We start from the raw sequence: 19831 nt of genomic DNA, 5'->3' as shown, positions 1-19831 counted from the left end.
GGAGTGAGAAAAGATGAATCAGTACACCGGCTGGTGCTGGCGGATGGGCGCTTTTACCGCGTCCGTCAGCAGGAATCCCGCACCGAACCGGGCCGCCAGCGCATCGCAGCGCGCAACAAAGGCGTCCACGCCCATGCCATAGATGAACTGCATCGCGCCGCCAGTCCAGGCCGGAAAGCCAATGCCAAAGAGCGAGCCGATGTTGGCCTCGTGCACGCTGGTCAGCACACCTTCGGCCAGGCAGCGGGCGGTTTCCACCGCCTGGCGGTAGAGCAGGCGGTCCTTCAGGTCCTGGATGTCCCAGGCAAGCTCCGGTTTTTCAAACAGCGGTTTGAGTCCGGTCCACAGCGTCTTTTTGCCGCCTTTTTCAGGTGGGTAGTCATAAAACCCGCCACCTGCCGCGCGGCCGCTGCGCTTGAACTCCTTGACCATGCGTTCCACCAGCAACTCGCCCGGCGTCGCGCTGTAGGTCTGGCCCTGGGCGCTGAAGTCGGCGCGCGTCTGGTCCAGCACCAGCACGCTCAGCGACAGCGCGGTTTCATCCAGCACGGCCAGCGGCCCGACCGGCATGCCCGCCTGCATGCCGGCGTTCTCAATCGCGGCGGCCGGGATGCCTTCGCCGAGCATGGCCGCGCCTTCCATCACAAACGTGCCAAAGGTGCGGCTGGTGTAAAAACCGCGCGCGTCGTTGACGACGATCGGGATCTTGCCCAGCGCCTGCACGTAGTCGAAGGCGCGCGCCACGGTGTCATCGTCGGTGTGTTGGCCGCGAATGATCTCGACCAGCTTCATCTTGTCGACCGGGCTGAAGAAGTGGAGGCCGATGAATTTCTCGGGCCGCGCGCTGGCCGTGGCCAGGCCGCTGATGGGCAGCGTGGAGGTGTTGGATGCAAAAAAGCCGCCTGGCGCCAGCCAGGGTTCTGCTTCCCGCGTGACCTGGGCTTTCAGCGCGCGGTTTTCAAACACCGCTTCGATGATCAGGTCGCAACCGGCCAGGTCTGCCGCCTCGCCGGTGGCCGTGATGCGGGACAGCAGGGCGGTCTGCTCGTCCGGCGTCATCCTGCCTTTGTCAACGCGCTGCTGGGTCAGCCTGGCGCTCCAGGCCTTGCCCGCATCGGCCTTGGCCTGGTTCACATCCTTGAGCACCGTGGCGATTCCCCGGTTGGCCTGGGCGTAGGCGATGCCCGCGCCCATCATGCCGGCCCCCAGAACGCCGACTTTTTGCGGCTTGAACGCAGGAAATCCCCGGGGCCGCGACTGGCTGGACTTGATCGCGTTCAGGTCAAAAAAGAAGGCGCTGATCATCGCCTTGGCGTTGGTGCCGATCAGCAGCGGCGCCAGGTAGCGGCTTTCAATGCGCAAGGCGGTGTCCATGTCGACCAGCGTGCCTTCCACCATGCAGGCCAGGATGGCTTCAGGGGCGGGGTAAAGCCCGCGCGTCTGCTTCTTGAGCAGGGCGGGCGCCACGCTGAGCGCAGCGGCTACTTGCGGGTCGGCCGGCGTGCCGCCCGGGATCTTGTAGCCCTTGGCATCCCAGGGGTGTTGCGCGCTCGGGTGGGCGGCAATCCAGGCCAGCGCCCTGGCGCGCAATTGCGACGCGTCGGCCACCAGTTCATGCACCAGGCCCAGCGCCAGTGCCTCGCGCGGGCCAAACAGCTGGCCTTGCAGCAAGTAAGGCTGGGCCGCCGTCAGGCCGAGGTGGCGCGTCATTTTGGTCACGCCGCCGGCCCCTGGCAGCAGGCCCAGCGTGACTTCGGGCAGGCCGAACTCGATTTTCGGGTCATCGACCGCGAGCCGGTGGTGGCCCACCAGCGCCACTTCCCAGCCGCCGCCCAGCGCCGTGCCGTTCAGGCAACTGACGACCGGTATGCCCAGCGTTTCGAGTGCGCGGAAATGGTGTTTCAGTCGCTCGACTTCGGCATAGGCCTGCGGCGCGTCGGAAGGCTGCAGCCGCATCACGGCTTTGAGGTCGGCGCCGGCAAAAAAAGTGCTTTTGGCCGAGGCCAGGATGATGCCCTTGATCGCGTCCCGGTTTTTAAGCACCAGCGCCGTGACGTCGCCCAGGTCGTTTTGCCACTGCTGGCACATCGTGTTGACCGGCGAGCCGGGCTCGTCAAAGGTCAGGGTGGCCACGCCGTCGTTGTTCAGTGCGTACTGGATGGTTTTCATCAGATTCTTTCCACGATGGTGGCAATGCCCATGCCGCCGCCCACGCACAGCGTGGCCATGCCGTAGCGCAGCTGGCGCCGGTGCAGCTCGTCCACCAGCGTGCCCAGAATCATCGCGCCGGTCGCGCCCAGCGGGTGGCCCATGGCAATCGCGCCGCCGTTCGCGTTGACCTTGTCGGGCAACACCTTCATCTCCCGCATGAAGCGCATCACCACGGCGGCAAAGGCTTCGTTGACCTCAAACAGGTCGATCTGGTCCACCGTCATGCCGGCCTTGACCAGCGCCTTGCGCGCCGCCGGCATGGGGCCGGTCAGCATGATGGTCGGGTCGGCGCCACTCAGTGCGGCAGCCACAATGCGCGCCCGGGGCGTCAGACCGTGGGTTTTTCCGGCGGCTTCGGAGCCGATCAGGACCGCTGCCGCACCATCGACAATGCCCGACGAGTTGCCCGCATGGTGCACATGGTGGATGCGCTCGATGTGCGGGTAGCGCTGCAGCGCGACGCTGTCAAAGCCCATCGCGCCGAGCTGCTCGAACGCGGGTTTGAGTTGCGCCAGGCCTTCGCGCGTGGTGTGGGGTTTGATGAATTCGTCGTGGTCCAGGATGATCTGGCCGATGGCGTCCCGGACCGGCACCACAGAGCCCGCAAAGTAACCGGCCGCCTGCGCCTTGGTGGCGCGGCGCTGGCTTTCCAGCGCATAGTCGTCCACGTCGGTGCGGCTGAAGCCTTCTATCGTGGCGATCAGGTCGGCGCCTATGCCCTGCGGCACAAAAAGGGTCGCACTGTTGGTTTCCGGATCTTGCGCCCAGGCACCGCCGTCAGCGCCCAGCGGCACGCGGCTCATGCTTTCCACGCCGCCGGCCACCACCAGGTCTTCCCAGCCCGAGCGCACCTTTTGCGCCGCCAGGTTCACCGCTTCCAGGCCCGAGGCGCAAAAGCGGTTGATCTGCACGCCCGAGGCGCGAAAGTCCCAGCCGGCTTTCAGCGCCGCCACCTTGGCAATCACCGCGCCTTGCTCGCCTACCGGCGACACCACGCCCATCACCACGTCGTCGACGGCCGCCGTGTCAAAGCCATTGCGGCGTTGCAGTTCGGTCAACACGCCAGCCAGCAGGTTGACCGGCTTGACCTCGTGCAGGCTGCCGTCCTTTTTACCCTTGCCGCGTGGCGTGCGGATGGCGTCGTAGATGAATGCTTCGGTCATGCGGGCTTTCCTGGGAGCGGCACGGGGCCGGTAAGAAAAAATACTTTAAAAGTATAGGCACGAGACGTTGCATTTGCCTGACGCGAAGGCGCCATGTGGGCTGCGGCGGACTGCGCAACTGCTATTTTTTTAGTAGCTAATTATTCCCGTATTCATTGGGCATCAGGCATTAATGCTCGATGGAAAAGCTCAGGAGGCGTCTTTGCTGCGCGTGCGGCCTACCGCGCTGAAAATACCGATGCCCAGCACGATCAGAGAGCCGATGCCGATGTAGAGGTGCGGCACGCCCGCCACCACGGCACCCCAGACCACGCCGCCCAAAAACATCAAGAACCCGACCATGTAAATTGCGAAAGACATTTATTTTCTCCAAAGTTGTGGGCTGACTATGCGGCTGAGCGGAGTTTTCGGCCATCGGGGACAGGCGCTGTTTGCTGTCAGCGGCGGCCTACCCGCCACCGGCCAGGCCGATGAAGAGTCCCCGCATCCAGACAAGATGACGGTTTCTGCCGCAAAATCCGGGCTTGCGCGCATCAACAAAGGCTCCCATGACCACTTCCCTCAAAATTGATTTTGTGTCCGACATTTCCTGCCCTTGGTGCGTGGTCGGCCTGAAGGCGCTGGACCAGGCGCTGGCGCGCGTGGCCGGTGACATCAGCGCCGAACTGCATTTCCAGCCCTTCGAGCTCAATCCGAACATGGCCGCCGAGGGCCAGGAAATCACCGAGCACATCACGCAAAAGTACGGCATCACGCCCGAGCAGGCCCAAGCCAACCGCGAAAACATTCGCCAGCGCGGCGCGCAGCTGGGCTTCAAGTTCAGCGCTGCCGATGAGCCCGGCGGCGGGCGCCATCGCATCTACAACACTTTTGATGCGCACCGGCTGCTGCACTGGGCCGAGCTGCAGGGCGCAGGCCCGCAGCGGGCGCTCAAGGAAGCGCTGTTTGCAGCCTATTTCACCGACGGCGAAAGCCCGGCCTCGCACGAGGTGCTGGCGCGCGTGGCGGGCGAGGTGGGCCTGGATGCGGCGGGTGCGCGCGAGGTGCTGGCCTCCAACGCCTACGCCGACGAGGTGCGCGAGCGCGCGCAGTTCTACCTGAGCCAGGGCATTCACTCGGTGCCGGCCGTCATCATCAATGACCGCCACCTGATCTCGGGCGGCCAGCCGGTCGAGGTGTTCGAGCAGGCCCTGCGCCAGATCGCGGCAGCGGGCTGAGGCGGCCATGCGCTACGAACTGCACTATTGGCCGACGATTCAGGGCCGTGGCGAATTTGTCCGGCTGGCCCTGGAAGCGGCAGGCGCCGACTACCTGGACGTGGCGCGCGGCCCCGAGGGCGAAGGGCAGGGCGTGCCGGCCATGCTGCGCTTCCTGGAGGGCCCTGACGTGCCGCACCCGCCGTTTGCGCCGCCTTTTCTGGTCCATGGCCAGCTCGTCGTTGGCCAGACTGCGGCCATCCTGCTTTACCTGGGTCCGCGCCTGGGCCTGGTAGCCAAAAACGAGGCCCAGCGCCTGTGGACGCACCAGCTACAGCTGACCATCGCCGACGCGGTGGCCGAAGCGCACGACACGCACCACCCGATTGCCGGCAGCCTGTACTACGAAGACCAGAAACCCGAGGCCGCCAGGCGGGCTCAGGAGTTCCGCGAGTTTCGCGTGCCCAAGTACCTGGCCTGGTTTGAAAGCGTGCTGCAGCGCAACCCCAGGGGCAGCGCGCATCTGGTGGGGGCGCGGCTCAGCTACGCCGACCTGTCGCTGTTCCAGTTGGTCGAAGGCCTGCTGTACGCCTTTCCCAAAGCGGGCCGGCGCGCGCTGGCCCAGGCTCCGCGGGTTCAGGCCCTGCATGACCTCGTCGCGCTGCACCCGCGCGTGACGGACTACCTGGCCAGCGAACGGCGCCTGCCTTTCAGTGAGGACGGCATTTTCAGACGCTATCCGGAACTGGACGCCTGAGCGCTGCGCCAGGCAGGCAGGCGAAAAAAAGCTGGCGACCGCCAGCTTTTTTCGTTTTCACCAGAAAATCAATACTGTGTCAGTCCCTGTTTCCGTGTCCCTTGCCGTTGCCTTTGCCATTACCGTGGCCTTTGTTCCCGTGTTCGTCATGGCCCCGATCTTCCTTGTGCTTGTCCTTTTTGAACTTTTGCTGCTGCACCGGAACGTACTGAACTTCGCGCACCCAGCTGCCAGGTTGCCGGTAGTAGCCACCACTTTTTTGCTCCCAACGGTCGGGGGCCCAGCGGTAGCCATCGCGCTTCATGATGGAGTGACCGCGCACCCAGACGTGGCGATCGCCGTTCCAGGCCCAGTAACCGGGTGCCCAGACGCGGTTGGGGGCGAGCACCGGAACCACTTCATATTGCGGCTGGGGTGGGGCCAGGTTGATGTTGATGCTGACTTGCGCCAGTGCCGGCGCGGCTGCCGCACCTGCGAGCAGGGCAGCGAGCAGGATTTTTTTGAGCGGGTTGCTGAGGGTCATAAAAGTTTCCTTCGGTGTTTGATGGGAGTGTCTGCCCCGGCGGGATACGGCGTTGCGCATGCCGCGTAAAGTTCTTTGTGGCGCCGGGCTTGATCTGTAAAGCGGTTGGGCCGGATGCTACTGCATGGAGGCGCCCTGGCGGTCAAGCTTGCTGCCGCAATCGACCTGGGCATCGAGTTGCAGGCCCTGGCGTGACCAGTCGCTGTCGGTCACTTTGCAACCCGATGCTTTTGCGATCGCGTCCAGCAGCGCGCTCCGGCTGGACTGCGTGATGGCAAACGGCTTGCCGATCCCGCTGGGCGTGGCGATCCAGGTGCTGTTGGTCAGCTGCCCGATCTGGTAGGTCCGGCCATCAATGCTGACCGGATGTTCAGCGGTGCCCGTGGCCGACGGCAGCGCGCAGGCACTGAGGCAGACGGCGCTGGCCGCGATCAGGATTTTCATGCGCTCACCCAGCCAGACCCTGGCAGCGGGGTTGCGGGATCGGCCGGGCCGGCGGGCTTGTGCAGCGCGCTGCCAGCGGCTTTGGGTACAGGCACATTCGGCGGCGGCGTGGGCAGTTTGGCGTCAGGACAGCCGCTGAGCAGCAAGCCCAGCAAGGCGATCAGGGTTAATGGCAAAAGGTGTTTCATGATGTCTCCAGACGTAATCAGTCTGCGTTTTGGCGAATCATAGGCTGCAGCTCGGCGCCAGACCAGTACCGCACGCCAACTCGCGGCAAACGCCTACAAACCCGAATGCTTGTGTCGGGTTTGTCCTAGGGCGGGCCGCTGATGCGCCCATGACAATCATTTTTAAACTTGAAAAGGAAGCCCGCCATGTCTACACGTCGCCACGTCACCCGTCTTTCCCTGGCCGCCATTTTGGTGGCTGCCGCCGCGTTGTCAGGCTGCAGCATGATGGAGCGCCAGTCCAACCTGGTGGCCTTTACCACCCAGCTGCGCGCTGGCAACGAAGTACCGCCCAACACCAGCCAGGGCAGCGGCTCGGTCGACGCGGTGCTCAACAAGGACACCAATCTGTTTCGCTGGAAGGTCAACTACACCGGTTTGACCGGCCCCGCTACCGCCGCCCACTTTCATGGCCCGGCGGCCGTGGGCGCCAACGCTGGCGTGGCCCTGGCATGGCCCAGCCCGGTTCGCAGCCCCCTGGAAGGCCGCGCCACGCTGACGCCAGCGCAAGCGGCCGATCTGCTGGCGGGCCGCTGGTACGCCAACATCCACACGGCAGCCTATCCGGCGGGCGAAGTGCGCGGCCAGATGACACCGCGCTACTGAGCCAGATTCGGGCGTCAGGTCGGGCATTCAGCGCGCCAAGAGTCCCTTGCCGGTGCGTGGCCCGGCTTAAAACCTTAAAATCGCGGGTTAACTTTCAACTGCTGGCGCATCCACACGGTGATTTTGCGCAGTTACAACCGATCGCCCCATGAACGCCCCCGTCGACGTCTCCTTTTTCACGCGCTCCGCCAAGCCGCTGACCAGTTACCGCAAGTACTGGGCAGCCCGCTTTGGCACGGCCAGGTTTTTGCCCACCAGCCGGGCTGAAATGGACGCACTGGGCTGGGACAGTTGCGACGTCATCATCGTGACCGGCGACGCCTATGTCGACCACCCGAGCTTTGGCATGGCGGTGATTGGCCGCATGCTTGAAGCGCAGGGCTTTCGCGTCGGCATCATTGCGCAGCCCGACTGGCAAAGCGCCGAGCCCTTCAAGGTGCTGGGCAAGCCCAACCTGTTTTATGGCGTGGCGGCCGGCAACATGGACTCGATGATCAACCGCTACACGGCGGACCGCAAGATCCGCAGCGACGACGCCTACACCCCCGGCGACATCGGTGGCAAGCGCCCCGACCGCGCCGCGCTGGTGTATTCGCAGCGCTGCCGCGAAGCCTACAAGGAAGTTCCCATCATTCTGGGCGGCATCGAAGGCTCGCTGCGCCGCATTGCCCATTACGACTACTGGTCCGACAAGGTCCGCCGTAGCGTGGTGATCGACTCCAAGTGCGACCTGCTGCTCTACGGCAACGCCGAGCGCGCCGTGGTCGAGGTGGCGCACCGCCTGGCCGCCAGGGAACCCATCGAGAACATGACCGACATTCGCGGCACGGCGTTTGTTCGCCGTAGCGGCGACGAAACCGCGCAGGGCTGGTTCGAGATTGATTCGACCAGCGTGGATGCGCCCGGCCGGGTCGAGGCGCACGTCAATCCTTACCTGATGATTTCGGAGCAGGCCAAGGAGCAGGGCGCCACCTGCGCCCGCGAAGACGAAGCCGCCGAGGTGGCCGTGAACGCCGAGTCGGCCGGCTCGCCCGCGCTGAAAAAGATGCAGCAGGCCAACCCCGCCATCAAGCCGCTGACCTTTGTGCCCAACCCCAGCCTGCCGTCCATGCAGGGCAAAATCCGGGTGCCGCCGCGCGACCGCTCGGTGATTCGCCTGCCGTCCTACGAGCAGGTCAAGAGCGACGCCGTGCTGTATGCCCACGCCAACCGCGTGCTGCACCTGGAAACCAACCCCGGCAATGCGCGTGCCCTGGTGCAGGCGCACGGCGAAGGCGCCACGGCCCGGGACGTGTGGATCACGCCACCGCCCATCCCGCTGACCACGGCCGAGATGGACTTTGTGTTTGACCTGCCGTACGCGCGCAGCCCGCACCCCCGCTACGCCGACGAAAACGGCAGCCATGACCACGCCACCAAGATTCCGGCCTGGGAAATGATCCGCTTCAGCGTCAACATCATGCGCGGCTGCTTTGGCGGCTGCACCTTCTGCTCGATCACCGAGCACGAAGGCCGCATCATCCAGAGCCGCTCCGAAGACTCGGTGATCCGTGAGATCGAGGCGATCCGCGACACCGTCAAGGGCTTTACCGGCGCGATTTCCGACCTGGGCGGTCCCACGGCCAATATGTACCGCATCGGCTGCAAAAGCCCCGAGATTGAGGCCGCCTGCCGCAAGCCGTCCTGCGTGTACCCGGGCATTTGCTCCAACCTGAACACCGACCACAACCCGCTGATCAAGATGTATCGCCGCGCGCGGGCGCTCAAGGGTGTGAAAAAGATCCTGATCAGCTCCGGCGTGCGTTACGACCTGGCGGTGCAAAGCCCCGAGTACGTCAAGGAACTGGTGACCCACCATGTGGGCGGCTACCTCAAGATCGCGCCCGAGCACACCGAGCAGGGGCCGCTGACCAAGATGATGAAGCCGGGCATCGGCAGCTACGACAAGTTCAAGCAGCTGTTTGAAAAGTTCACGCTTGAAGCCGGCAAGAAGCAGTTTTTGATTCCGTACTTCATCGCTGCCCACCCCGGCACCAGCGACGAAGACATGATGAACCTGGCGATCTGGCTCAAAAAGAGCGGTTTCCGGGCCGACCAGGTGCAGACGTTCTACCCGAGCCCGATGGCCACGGCCACGACGATGTACCACACCAGCCGCAACCCGCTGCGCAAGATCACGCGCGACAGCGAGACCGTGGACATTGTGCGGGGCGACAAACGCCGCCGCCTGCACAAAGCCTTTTTGCGCTACCACGACGCCAACAACTGGCCGCTGCTGCGCGAAGCGCTCAAGGCCATGGGCCGCGCCGACCTGATCGGCAACGGCAAGCACCACCTGATCCCGACCTATCAGCCGCTGACCGACGGCGGCTACACCAGCGCGCGCAAGAAGAACTCGACGACCGTGGCCTTGAAGCCGGCCGCACCCGTCAAGGGCCGCTTGCTGACGCAGCACACCGGCCTGCCGCCGCGGGACAACGGCGCGGCCAAGCCGCCGGGCGTGAAGTCTTCGCGTAAACCGCGCTGATTCGCAGTCTGCGCCAGGCGCAGGCGCCCACCAGGCCAGGCTCTATTTGTAACTAAAATAGAGCCTGGCCTTTATGTTTAGGGCGTCGTTAGCTATTTTACTTATAGCAAGATCCGCCCGCCCCAATAGCACCTCAAACCACATGGCGACTCTGCCACTGACCACCTTCCTGTCCCACCATGAACATCACCGTCAACGAAGAACTTCTTGCCTACATCGACCCGCTGACCCCCGACGAGCACGAGGCGCTGGAGCGCAGCCTGCTGGCCGAGGGCTGCCGCGACGCGCTGGTGCTGTGGGGTGAGGTGCTGGTCGACGGCCACAACCGCTATGGCATTTGCAGCAAGCACGGGATTGCCTTCAACACCGTGCAAAACACCCAGTTCAAGTCGATGGACGACGTTCACCTGTGGATGATCGACCAGCACTTGGGCCGACGCAGCCTGTCGGACTTCCAGCGCGGCGTGCTGGCGCTACGCAAAAAAGACATTCTGGCCGCGAGCGTGCCGCCAGCGCCGGCCGAGCCGTCAGCAGGAGCGCCCATCAAGCCCGAAGTGACCACCCGCGACGCCATTGCCAAGTCCGCGCGCATCAGCAGCAACACCGTCAGCCAGATTGAAAAAATCCAGAAGTCCGCCGCGCCTGAGCTGGTGGCCGCCGTCAAGTCGGGCGCGATTTCCATCAACGCCGCAGCCACCGTGGCCTCGCTGCCCGTTGAAGCGCAGGTGGCAGCCGTGGCCGGCGGCAAAAAAGAGCTGCAGCAAGCCGCCCGCCAGGTGCGCGAAAGCAAGGCTGTGGCCCGCACGGAGCCTGAATCACCTGAAGGCCTGATTGCCCGGCTGAAGCAAACCATCTCCGAACTCAGCGCGGAGAATGCAGCGCTTAAAGCGAAGCTGGCCGAATTTACCGCCTGATCGCCTGACAGTGTGCGGATCATGAGCCGCTACCGACCGGGCGGCTGTTGTCCCTGAAAAAAGGCTAATTCATGGGTTTAATGCACAAAAAATGGCATTAGATCACTTTCGTGGCTGTAAGGTAGTGCTTTTCGAGTAAATTTAAAAAGATACCAAAAAAACTGTTTTTCCCTGCGCGCAGGAGAGTCGCCAGTTTTAATTGCTAATAATGTGCGCCTGCTTGGATCGGGCGTGTTCCCGCGCGATGCAGAAGGCGACCCATGAAAGCCCCCGCTCCATGACCCCCCACGGCCAGATTCAGCGTGTAAGCGATGCGCAGTGCCGCCTGCTCATGGACGCAATGCCTCAGATTGTCTGGATCATGCATGCGGATGGCTCGCACACCTACTTTAATCAGCGGTGGGTTGATTACACCGGACTGTCAATGGAGGAAAGCCTCGGCCAGGACTGGACCCGTCTCATTCATCCGGATGACAGCCTGCGCGTGTCCAGGCTTTGGGAGCAGGCGTGCGGCAGCGCGCCCTGTGAGCGCGAATACCGGCTGCGCCGGGCTGACGGCGCCTATCGCTGGATGCTGGACCGATCGATTGCGCAACGCGATGAGGCGGGCCAGACGACCCAATGGCTTTGTACGCTGACCGATATTGACGACCTGAAACAGGCCACGGCGCATCTGGAGAAAAACCTCTCCATGAACCGGATCGCTGGCAGGGTGGCGCGGCTGGGGGGCTGGACCATTGAACTGCCGGACCGCACGCTGAACTGGTCGGACGAAAACTGCGTGATTCATGACGTAGCGCCGGGGTATCAGCCAACCCTTAAAGAGGGGATTAGCTACTTTTTTCCAGAGCATCAGGCCACAGTGATCCAGCTTGTGGAAGCTTGCGCGCAACATGGCACGCCTTATGACTTTGTGCTTCCCAAGTTCACCGCCAAGGGCCGGCAGATCTGGGTGCGCTCGATCGGTGAAGCGCAGCGCGATGCAGCAGGAAACATCGTTCGGCTTCAAGGTGCTTTTCAGGACATCACCGCGCAAAAGGAGGCCGAGGCGCGCGCGCTTGCGCTGGAAACGCAGCTCATCACCACCCTGGAAAGCATCACGGACGGCTTTTGCCTGATCGACAAAGCCTGGAAGTTCACGTTCGTAAACGGTCAGGCAGAGCGCATGCTCAAGCGCCGCCGAAAAGACATCCTGGGCAAAACCTTGTGGCAGGAATTCCCGGAGGCCGTGGGCACCTGGATGGAGCGCAATTACCGCGCGGCAGTTGACGAGCAGCGCACAAGCCGCTTTGAGGCGTTTTATCAGTCTCTGGACAAGTGGTTTGATGTTCACGTCTATCCCACCGAAGCGGGGCTTGCCGTCTATTTCCAGGACATCACCCAAAGGCGCCTGGAGCAGGCGCAGTTGCACCTGCTGGAAACGGCGGTGTCGCGCTTGAATGACATCGTGGTCATTACCGAGGCCGAAGCCTTCGATGATGCGGGTCCGCGCATTGTTTTTGTGAATGACGCTTTCGAGCGCCACACGGGCTACAGCCGCGAGGAGGCGCTGGGAAATACCTCCAGGCTTTTATGGGGACCGAAGACCCAGCGAGCCGAACTGGACCGGATCCGCGGCGCCATGGAAAAGTGGCAGGCAGTGCGGGCGGAAATTGTCATTTACACCAAGGCTGGCGAAGAGCGCTGGCTGGAAACAGATATTGCGCCCATCGCCGACGAGACTGGCAGATTCACCCACTGGGTGGCTGTGGAGCGCGACATTACGGAGCGCAGGCAGCAGCGCGAAGAGATCCTCAGCCTCAATGGCGAACTCGAAGAACGGGTGCTGCTGCGCACGGCCCAACTGGCTAGGGCCAACCAGGAACTGGAATCTTTTGCCTATTCCGTGTCGCATGACCTGCGCTCGCCGCTCAACACCATTCATGGATTCAGTCAGTTGCTGCTGAAAATTGAAGCAGACAAGGTCAGTGAAAAGGGCAAGCATTACCTGGACCGAATCCGCGCCGGGGTCGAGCAGATGAGCAATCTGATTGAAGGCTTGCTGACGCTTGCGCACCTGTCCCGTGAGCAGATCAAGTCAGACCACGTCGATCTGTCTGCCATCGCCCGGCTGATCGCGCTGGACTGGCGCGAGCGGGAGCCTCAGCGCCAGGCACAAGTGCATATTCAGGACGGCCTGAGCGCCCAGGGCGACCCGCGCCTGCTGTTGGCCGTGTTTCAGAATTTGCTGGGAAACGCGTGGAAATTCACGTCCAGGCAGGCGCAGGCACGGATCGAGGTGGGCAGGCAGCCGGACACAGGCGGTGAGAGCATCTTTTTTGTCAAAGACAACGGCGCAGGGTTCGACATGGCTTTCGCCCACAAACTCTTTGGCACTTTCGAGCGTCTTCATTCGCCCGGGGATTTCTCCGGAACCGGCATCGGGCTGGCTACGGTGAAGCGCGTCATTGAGCGTCACGGCGGCCGCGTCTGGGCTGAAAGCAAATTGAACGAAGGCGCTACGTTCTACTTCACGTTGCCTCAAACGTCTTGCGGCATGCGGCGGTGACCGCTTCGGGTAAATGGTAAACCCTGGTTCAAAACCCCCGGCCATAGGTCACAAACCACCGAACAAAATCCAGACAAGTTACAGGGAGAACATGAATGAGATGCGATCAATGCCAGTATTGGCGGCGTTTTAATTTGGAGTCTGTGCCAGACCTGCAAAAGGGCCATTGCCACAGGTACCCTCCCGCGGCGGTTGGCACATGGCACGACGCAGCCAGTGCCGATGCGTGGTCTTTTCCTGTGGTTTACGCATCGGTGTGGTGTGGGGAATTCAAGGCCGCCGCATAGCGGGTCAATAGCAGCTTGGCCAGCAGGCCAAATCAGCGGGCCAACGTATGCAGCGGAATGTCTTTGGCCTGCGCCAGCTGGTCCAGTTGCTTGCGCGTTCGTGTGCTCAGAAAGGCGGCGACAGCCTCGTGCGTGGCGGCCGTAAACATGGCCTGCATGCTGGCCGCTTCAACGCCCGCCGCCGCGCACAGACGGGCGGCGAAATGGGGCTCCAGCGCGGCCAGCGCCACGCGGCCGTCCTTGCACGGATAGACGCGGTAGCCCGCGTGGCCGCCACCAACGGCTGCGCCCGGCTGGGTCAGGCCCCAGGTGCGCGGCAGCGCAAGATAGGCCGCCGCGCCGGAGAGGGCGATTTCGAGGTAAACGCCCTTGCCCTTGCCCTTGCTGCGCTGGTGCATCACCGCCTGCAGCACCGCTTCGCTGGTCATCAGCGAGCCGCCCATGTCGGCATACAGCGTGGCGGGCAAGTCAAGACCGGTGACCAGGCCGTTTTCTGCCAGGTAGGTGAGGTCGTGGCCGGGTTCTTCGGCGCGTTCACCGGGGGCGCCGACAATCGCGATCTGGCTCAGTTGCGGGTGCTGCTGGTGAAGCGCCTTCCTGGTCAGGCCCAGCTTGACCAGCGCCGACGGCCGGAACGAAGTGAGCAGCACGTCGGACTTGGCCAGTTCGCGGTGCAGCAGCGCCTGGCCAGCATCGGTTTTCAGGTCGCCGCTGAGCATCTTCACTCCGGCGTGCATTTCGGCGTAGGCCAGCGCGTTGTATTGGCGCATCGGGTCGCCCGCCGGTGGTTCGAGCTTGCGGCAGGTGGCGCCCATCTGGCGGCAGCGCATCAACGCGGCCGGGCCGGGCAGGTTGAGCGCCAGGCTCAGGATGCGAACGCCTTTGAGCGACTGCAGTGGTTTGATGGGCTTTGGCGCTGGCGAGGAGGGGAGTGTCATTTGCTCTTTTATTAGTAGCGGCTTGCAAAGTATTTGCATGGGCTGCAGGCCAAAATAACCACTAATTTAACGCAAAAACTGCCCCGCCATGCAAAACGGGCGACACCGTAGCCCGCAAGATGCCGCTTATGCCTTATTCGCCGAAGTCGAGCGGCAGGCCGACGTAGTTTTCGGCCACCGAGCGTGCGCCGGCCTCGGAATGGATCAGGTAGTCAAGTTCGGCTTCCTGAAACTTCTGGCCGATTTCGCCGTTTTCAGGAAAGCGGTGCATCAGGCCGGTGAACCACCACGAAAAGCGCTCGGCGCGCCAGATGCGGCGCAGGCAGCGCTCCGAATAGTTGTCAATGCCGGCTTCGGTCTTGTCCTGGTAGAACTCGATGAGGGCGTTGGACAGGTATTTCACGTCGGTGGCCGCCAGGTTCAGGCCCTTGGCGCCGGTGGGCGGCACGATGTGCGCGGCGTCGCCGGCCAAGAACATGCGGCCAAAGCGCATTGGTTCGGTCACAAAGCTGCGCAGCGGGGCAATGCTTTTTTCAATCGACGGGCCAGTCACCAGCTTGGCACGCGCTTCGGGGTCCAACCGCAGGCGCAACTCCTGCCAGAAGGCTTCGTCGGACCAGTCTTCGACCTTGTCGGTCAGCGGAACCTGCAGGTAGTAGCGGCTGCGGGTATGGCTGCGCTGCGAGCAAAGTGCAAAGCCGCGCGGGCTGTTGGCGTAAATCAGTTCGTGATGCACCGGCGGCGTGTCCGACAAAATGCCGAGCCAGCCGAAGGGGTAGATTTTTTCGTATTCGCGGATCGCGCTGCGCGGCGCGCTGGCCCGGCACACGCCATGAAAGCCGTCGCAACCGGCAATGAAATCGCACTCGATTTCATGCACTTCCTTGCCGTTCGGGCCGTCTTTTTCGTAGCGCACGCGGGGTTTGTCGGTGTCAAAGTCATGCACCGTCACGTTGCTGGCTTCGTAAATCGTGGTCAGCCCCGCCGCCTGGCGCGCGTCCATCAGGTCGCGCGTCACTTCCGTCTGGCCATAGACCATGACGTTTTTGCCGCCTGTGAGGCGATTCATGTCGATGCGGTGGCGTTCGCCCTTGAACAGCATGTCAAAACCGCCATGCACCAGTCCTTCTGCGTGCATGCGCTGGCCCACGCCAGCCTCGTCCATCAGGTCGATGCAGACTTGCTCCAGCACGCCCGCGCGAATGCGCCCCAGCACATAGTCGCGCGTCTGGCGCTCGATGATGACGGCGTCGATGCCGGCCTTGTAAAGCAGTTGCCCCAGCAAATGCCCGGCTGGCCCGCCGCCCACAATGGCTACTTGTACTCGCATGTTGGTCTCCGTTGATCGTTGGTTGGTGATGTGCTGCAAGCGTACGCGGCGGGGCATCTTGTGGCCAGTGCCAACGGCTGGCTTTGCACGGTGGTCAGCAGATTTGTGCGATGATCGCGCAATGGCCATTCACAGAATCGATAGCGCCGCCGGCGCCTTTCCTATCGCCAAGCCCGACCTGATTGAAGGCATGGCCAAGGGCATGGCGGTGCTGGAGAGCTTTGACACCCAGCGCCAGCGGCTCAATGCCACGCTGGCGGCCGAGCGGGCCGGAATTACCCGGGCCGCTGCGCGCCGCCACCTGCTCACGCTGGCGCATCTGGGCTATCTTGAAACCGACGGCAGCTACTTCTGGCTGGCCGCCAAGGTGCTGCGGTTTTCGGGCAGTTACCTGGCCACCGCCCGCCTGCCGCGCGCCGTGCAGCCCACGCTGAACCGGCTGGCGGCCCAGGCGCAGGCCTCGTTTTCGGCGGCGGTGCTGGACGGCGACGAGGTGGTGATCATTGCGCGCAGTGGTTTTGAGTGGAAGATCCTGGGTGAAGGGCAAACAGCGCCAGCCCGCGTGCTGGCCCATGGCCTGCATCTTGGGGCGCGCCTGCCGGCCCACGCCACGTCCACCGGCCGTGTGCTGCTGGCCGCCAAGCCAAAGGCGGAGGTCAGCGCCTGGCTCAAGGCCCGGGCCGAGGCCGGCCCCTTGCCCCGGCTGACGCTGCACACCACCACCGATGCGCGCAAGCTCAAAAGCCTGATCGACCAGGTGCGGCTGGACGACTTCTGTGTGGCCAGCGAAGAACACGAACTCGGCGTGACTGCCCTGGCGGTTCCGCTGCGCGACCTGCAGGGGCGCACGGTGGCCGCGATCAATGTGGTGAGTTCGTCGCAGCGGCTGATGCCGCAGGCTCTGCAGCGCGAGTTGCTGCCGCTGCTGCTGGACGCAACGCGCGAGTTGCGCCCGCTGCTGTAAGGCTTTTTTAAACGCTTAAACGCTTAAACGCCCAGATACTGCTGCAGCAGTTCGGGCTGGGCGTGCAGTTCGGCCGAGCTGCCTTCAAACACCACCTCGCCCTTGAGCAGAATCACGTTGCGGTCGGTGATTTGCGTGACGTGTTTCCAGTTTTTGTCGACGATGATGCTGCTGATGCCGGTGCCCTTGACCAACTGGCAGATGCGCCAGATTTCGCGGGCCACCAGCGGCGCCAGGCCTTCGGTGGCTTCGTCCAGAATCAGCACATCGGGGTTGGTCATGAGGGCGCGGCCTATGGTGAGCATTTGCTGCTCGCCGCCGCTCAGTTGCTGACCGCCGTGGCCCAGGCGCTCCTTCAGGCGCGGAAAGGTGTCGAGCACGCGCTCGCAGGTCCAGTCGCGCTGGCCGCGCGTGCCGGCCCGCGCCGCCATGTTGAGGTTTTCGAGCACGCTGAGGTTGCCGAAAATGCCCCGGCCTTCGGGCACATAGGCGATGCCCAGCCGGGCAATTTCATAGGGCGCTCGCCCCATCATGGGCCGGCCGGCAATGTCAATCGCGCCGGAACGCGGCTTGACCAGCCCCATGATGCTTTTGAGCAGGGTGCTTTTGCCCATGCCGTTGCGTCCCATGAGGCCAATGGTTTCGCCGCGCGCGACTGAAAAGTTGAGGTTGCGCAGAATGTGGCTGGCGCCGTAATAGGTGTTGATTTTTTGGGCGTTGATCAGCAGGTCGTTGTTCATGGGTGCTCCACGCCAATGTCTTCACCCAGATAGGCCGCCTGCACGCCCGCGTCGGCGCGGATGTGGGCCGGTGTGCCGCTGGCAATGACCTGGCCGTTGACCATCACCGTCAGCTGGTCGGCCAGCGCAAACACTGCGTCCATGTCGTGCTCGACCAGCAGGATGCCGTGGTTTTTTTTCAGCGCAAGCAGCAGCGCCACCATGCGTTCGGCCTCTTGCGCGCCCATACCGGCCAGGGGTTCATCGAGCAGCAGCACCTGCGGCTCGGTCGCCAGGGTCATGGCAATTTCAAGCTGGCGCTGCTCGCCATGGCTGATGGTGCCAGCGATGGCGAACTTCCTGTCTTTTAAGCCGGAAAGCTCTATGGCGCTTTCAGCGCGCGCATTGACGGCACTAAAACTGGCAGCAGGCCGAAGCCAGCGTGCGGCATGGGGTTCGCGCGACTGGGCCGCCAGCCGCACGTTTTCCCAGACGTTGAAAGGCAGGAAGATGTTGGTTTTCTGGTAGCTGCGGCCCAGGCCCTGGCGGGAAATGCGCTCGGGGCGCCAGCCCGTGACGTCGTGCTGGCCCAGCAGCACGGTGCCCGAGGTGGGCAGCAAGTCGCCCGACAGCAGGTGGGTCAGCGTGGATTTTCCCGCGCCGTTCGGGCCAATCACCGCGTGGATGCAGTTGCGGTGCAGGTCCAGCGACACCCCGTTGACCGCGGCCAGCCCGCCAAAGCGTTTGGTGAGGTTCTTGGCGCTGAGCAAGATGTCATTCATGGGGCGACTCCCCGCCTTTCCTGCCCTTGCCAAAGCGCTCCACCAGCCCCAGCAGGCCGCGCGGCGCAAACGTCACCAGCAGCACAATGAACAGGCCCATCCAGAGCTGCCAGTGCTTGCCCAGGTTCACGCTGCCCAGTTGCGGCAGGTCCTTGAACACATGCAGCAAATACTCAAACGCAAACGCGCCGACGATGGCGCCGGCAAAGTTGCCCATGCCGCCCAGAATCACCATCATGATGGCGTGCGCGCTCATCTGAAAACCCATCAACTCGGGGTTGATGTACCCGGTTTGCGTGCCCCACAAATAGCCCGCCAGCCCGGCCAGGCTGCCTGCCAGCGTGAAGGCGGCCAGTTTGTAGCCAAAGGTGCCAAAGCCCATGGCCCGCATGCGGTGCTCGTTAACGCGGATACCGGCCAGCGCGCGGCCAAACGGGCTCCAGAGCAGGCGCCGCAAAAAGACATAGACCGCCAGCATCGCGCCCAGCGTGAAGAAGTACATGGTGCGCTTGCTGTCCAGGTCAAACGGCACCCAGCCGGCCACCGACGCATCGGGCTTGAAGTTGATGTAAAGCCCGTCCGATCCGCCCAGCGCCCGGTTGTCAAAAAACAGGTAAAACACCATCTGCGCAAAAGCCATGGTGACCATGATGAAGTAGATGCCGTGCGTGCGCACCACAAAAAAGCCGATGATCAAGGCCGCCAGGCCCGAGGCCAGCACAGCGGCGGGCAAGGTCCACCACAGGCTGGCCGGCTCGCCTTGCGGCATCAGAAAGGCCAGCGCATAACCGGCCAGCCCAAAATAAGCCGCGTGGCCCAGCGACACCAGGCCGGTGACGCCCTGCAGCAGGTCCAGGCTCATGGCAAAAATCGCCATGATCATCATGCGCGTGAGCATCTGGATGTAGTAGTCGGTGCCGGTAAAAGGAAAGGCGAGCAGCGCCACCAGTCCCAGGGCCAGCGTGACCTGCACGCCGCGCGGCAGGATTTCAAGGTTTGCTTTTGCCGTGCTCATTGCTTGAACAGCCCTTCGGGTTTCCAGAGCAGCACTGCCGCCATCAGCATGTAAATCAGCATGCCGGCCATTTGCGGCAGCAGCACCTTGCCAAAGGTGTCGACCAGCCCGACCAGCAAGGCCGCGATCAGCGCGCCGCGCACCGACCCGATGCCGCCAATCACCACCACCACAAAGCACATGATCAGCACCTGCGCACCCATGTTCGGGTAGACGCTGGCAATCGGCGCGGCGATCATGCCGGCCACAGCGGCCAGGCCGACGCCCAGCGCAAACACCACGGCGTGAATCAGCTTGATGTTGATGCCCAGCGACTCGGCCATGTCGCGGTTGAAGGCGCCAGCGCGAATCTTCATGCCCAGGCGGGTTTTGGAAATCAGCCCATAAAGGCCCAGCGCCAGCGCAATGCACACGCCGGACATGAACAGGCGGTAGACCGGGTAGGCCAGGGTCTCGGTCAGCGGAATCGACGCGCTGAGCAGCTCGGGAATCGGCACGCCATGCACGTCGTCGCCCCAGACGATGGAGCGCAACTCTTCAAAAATATAGATCAGGCCAAACGTGAGCAACACCTGGTCCAGATGGTCGCGCTTGTAAAAGTGGCGAAACAGCAGCCATTCGAGCGCAAAGCCGAACGCCACCGCCAGCAGGGCGCCCACGATGATGGCCAGGCTCAGGCT

Annotated in this window: 19 protein-coding genes; 7 read left to right on the top strand and 12 right to left on the bottom strand. The window is 63.3% G+C overall.

Going from position 1 to position 19831, the window contains the following annotated elements:
- Window positions 1–18 precede the first annotated feature (18 nt).
- The 3 genes from IV091_RS02370 to IV091_RS02360 form a co-directional block, all read right to left on the bottom strand.
- Entirely contained in the window at window positions 19–2169 is a 2151-nt protein-coding gene (locus tag IV091_RS02370) for a 3-hydroxyacyl-CoA dehydrogenase NAD-binding domain-containing protein (RefSeq protein ID WP_293464588.1), read from the bottom strand.
- A complete protein-coding gene (locus IV091_RS02365; RefSeq protein WP_293464585.1) occupies window positions 2169–3374 on the bottom strand; it encodes an acetyl-CoA C-acetyltransferase in 1206 nt (401 codons plus the stop codon). Before IV091_RS02365 ends, IV091_RS02370 begins: the two co-directional genes overlap by 1 nt.
- Before the next feature lie 189 nt (window positions 3375–3563).
- Complete coding sequence (locus IV091_RS02360; protein WP_293464583.1) at window positions 3564–3734, bottom strand: hypothetical protein; 171 nt, start codon at window positions 3732–3734, stop codon at window positions 3564–3566.
- Window positions 3735–3922: 188 nt separating this feature from the next.
- Between IV091_RS02360 and IV091_RS02355 the strand changes: the two genes are divergently transcribed.
- Window positions 3923–4591, top strand: coding sequence for a DsbA family oxidoreductase (locus IV091_RS02355; RefSeq protein WP_293464580.1), 669 nt, complete (start codon window positions 3923–3925; stop codon window positions 4589–4591).
- A 7-nt stretch (window positions 4592–4598) separates the two neighbouring features.
- Complete coding sequence (locus IV091_RS02350; protein WP_293464577.1) at window positions 4599–5327, top strand: glutathione S-transferase; 729 nt, start codon at window positions 4599–4601, stop codon at window positions 5325–5327.
- Window positions 5328–5406: 79 nt separating this feature from the next.
- On the opposite strand, the gene IV091_RS02345 is transcribed toward IV091_RS02350, so the two are convergent.
- The 3 genes from IV091_RS02345 to IV091_RS02335 form a co-directional block, all read right to left on the bottom strand.
- Window positions 5407–5850 (bottom strand): YXWGXW repeat-containing protein, encoded by a 444-nt coding sequence (locus IV091_RS02345; RefSeq protein ID WP_293464574.1) that lies wholly within the window; start codon window positions 5848–5850, stop codon window positions 5407–5409.
- A 117-nt stretch (window positions 5851–5967) separates the two neighbouring features.
- Window positions 5968–6294, bottom strand: a complete 327-nt coding sequence (locus tag IV091_RS02340) for a hypothetical protein (protein WP_293464572.1) — start codon at window positions 6292–6294, stop codon at window positions 5968–5970.
- Window positions 6291–6482 carry a hypothetical protein gene (locus IV091_RS02335; protein WP_293464569.1) on the bottom strand — a complete coding sequence of 64 codons (192 nt, stop codon included), beginning with the start codon at window positions 6480–6482 and terminating at the stop codon, window positions 6291–6293. Before IV091_RS02335 ends, IV091_RS02340 begins: the two co-directional genes overlap by 4 nt.
- Before the next feature lie 186 nt (window positions 6483–6668).
- On the opposite strand from IV091_RS02335, the gene IV091_RS02330 reads away from it, so the two are divergent.
- From IV091_RS02330 to IV091_RS02315, 4 genes are all read left to right on the top strand, one after another.
- Window positions 6669–7127 (top strand): CHRD domain-containing protein, encoded by a 459-nt coding sequence (locus tag IV091_RS02330; protein ID WP_293464566.1) that lies wholly within the window; start codon window positions 6669–6671, stop codon window positions 7125–7127.
- A gap of 148 nt (window positions 7128–7275) precedes the next feature.
- The gene (locus IV091_RS02325) at window positions 7276–9654 is read left to right on the top strand and encodes a YgiQ family radical SAM protein (RefSeq protein WP_293464563.1); all 2379 of its coding nucleotides are present in this window, start codon (window positions 7276–7278) and stop codon (window positions 9652–9654) included.
- A gap of 179 nt (window positions 9655–9833) precedes the next feature.
- The gene (locus IV091_RS02320; RefSeq protein ID WP_293464562.1) at window positions 9834–10568 is read left to right on the top strand and encodes a hypothetical protein; all 735 of its coding nucleotides are present in this window, start codon (window positions 9834–9836) and stop codon (window positions 10566–10568) included.
- Between the two features lie 277 nt (window positions 10569–10845).
- Window positions 10846–13116 carry a PAS domain S-box protein gene (locus IV091_RS02315; RefSeq protein ID WP_293464560.1) on the top strand — a complete coding sequence of 757 codons (2271 nt, stop codon included), beginning with the start codon at window positions 10846–10848 and terminating at the stop codon, window positions 13114–13116.
- 319 nt (window positions 13117–13435) lie between these two features.
- On the opposite strand, the gene IV091_RS02310 is transcribed toward IV091_RS02315, so the two are convergent.
- Window positions 13436–14341, bottom strand: a complete 906-nt coding sequence (locus IV091_RS02310; protein WP_293464558.1) for a CoA transferase — start codon at window positions 14339–14341, stop codon at window positions 13436–13438.
- A gap of 133 nt (window positions 14342–14474) precedes the next feature.
- The gene (pobA, locus tag IV091_RS02305) at window positions 14475–15671 is read right to left on the bottom strand and encodes a 4-hydroxybenzoate 3-monooxygenase (RefSeq protein WP_293464550.1); all 1197 of its coding nucleotides are present in this window, start codon (window positions 15669–15671) and stop codon (window positions 14475–14477) included.
- Between the two features lie 121 nt (window positions 15672–15792).
- Between pobA and IV091_RS02300 the strand changes: the two genes are divergently transcribed.
- Window positions 15793–16635, top strand: coding sequence for an IclR family transcriptional regulator C-terminal domain-containing protein (locus tag IV091_RS02300; protein ID WP_293464547.1), 843 nt, complete (start codon window positions 15793–15795; stop codon window positions 16633–16635).
- Window positions 16636–16658: 23 nt separating this feature from the next.
- On the opposite strand, the gene IV091_RS02295 is transcribed toward IV091_RS02300, so the two are convergent.
- The 4 genes from IV091_RS02295 to IV091_RS02280 form a co-directional block, all read right to left on the bottom strand.
- Window positions 16659–17375, bottom strand: coding sequence for an ABC transporter ATP-binding protein (locus tag IV091_RS02295; RefSeq protein WP_293464544.1), 717 nt, complete (start codon window positions 17373–17375; stop codon window positions 16659–16661).
- Window positions 17372–18136, bottom strand: a complete 765-nt coding sequence (locus IV091_RS02290; protein ID WP_293464541.1) for an ABC transporter ATP-binding protein — start codon at window positions 18134–18136, stop codon at window positions 17372–17374. Before IV091_RS02290 ends, IV091_RS02295 begins: the two co-directional genes overlap by 4 nt.
- Entirely contained in the window at window positions 18129–19151 is a 1023-nt protein-coding gene (locus IV091_RS02285) for a branched-chain amino acid ABC transporter permease (protein ID WP_293464538.1), read from the bottom strand. The genes IV091_RS02290 and IV091_RS02285 overlap by 8 nt, the downstream gene beginning before the upstream one ends.
- A partial coding sequence (locus IV091_RS02280; protein ID WP_293464535.1) for a branched-chain amino acid ABC transporter permease occupies window positions 19148–19831 on the bottom strand: 684 nt, incomplete at its 5' end. The genes IV091_RS02285 and IV091_RS02280, both read right to left, overlap by 4 nt.

Source organism: Polaromonas sp., assembly GCF_018780625.1.
In the GTDB taxonomy this organism is placed as follows: Bacteria; Pseudomonadota; Gammaproteobacteria; order Burkholderiales; family Burkholderiaceae_C; genus Polaromonas.
The sequence above is the reverse complement of the archived record's forward strand: the minus strand, read 5'-3'. Positions and strand labels throughout refer to the sequence as shown.